The 676-nt window shown below is 43.9% G+C and carries 1 protein-coding gene; it reads left to right on the top strand.

Annotated elements, in window-relative coordinates:
* Positions 1-180 precede the first annotated feature (180 nt).
* A partial coding sequence (locus A3763_RS26025) for a class I SAM-dependent methyltransferase (protein ID WP_068760737.1) occupies positions 181-676 on the top strand: 496 nt, incomplete at its 3' end.

Here is a 676-nt window from a genome sequence, read left to right as displayed (position 1 = left end):
ACGCTACTTGCAACAATTAATGTATCGCTATGGAAGTTTTCTATATGCGTTTCAAGCACTTGCTTACCATAAAACTCGATATCGAGCACAGAGTGAACACTGGTTCCAATGTATTCCTCCGGGGATCTCGTTGCCTAAAGCAACCATTGCTACCTTAAAAGCAATACAGGTTTTTTAGTGATGTCTGAAGATAATTCTTTTGTGAGAGGTCGTTATGACAGAACGGCTAGGTTCTACGAAAAGGCCGCGCATTTATATAGTGGTGGTAAGATCATTGCGAGTAAGCGTTGGCAGCTGCGTGACATAAAGCCCGGTGATAAATTACTGTTTGTGGGGGCGGGAAGCGGTGAAGATGTGGTACTTGCTGCGCAAAAAGGTGCCGAGATTACTGTCGTTGAACTTTCACCTAAAATGCTAAAGCGTATTGAATGTAAGCTAGAGAGATTAAGCTTGAACGATCGCGTCGTGCTTGTCCTGGGTGATGCATTTAAGCACCTTAAGGACAGCTATTATGACTATGTGGTAGCGAATTACTTTTTGAATGTCTTCGCTCACCCATTGATGATCGAAATGCTAAATCATCTAAGCTTGCAGCTTAAACCGGGTGGCAGCCTAATGGTTGCGGACTTTGCTCCGATCAGTGGAAACCTAGTGCAAAGACTATGTCAGCGGCTTT

The sequence above is a fragment of the Oleiphilus sp. HI0128 genome (assembly GCF_001635365.1).
The sequence above is the reverse complement of the archived record's forward strand: the minus strand, read 5'-3'. Positions and strand labels throughout refer to the sequence as shown.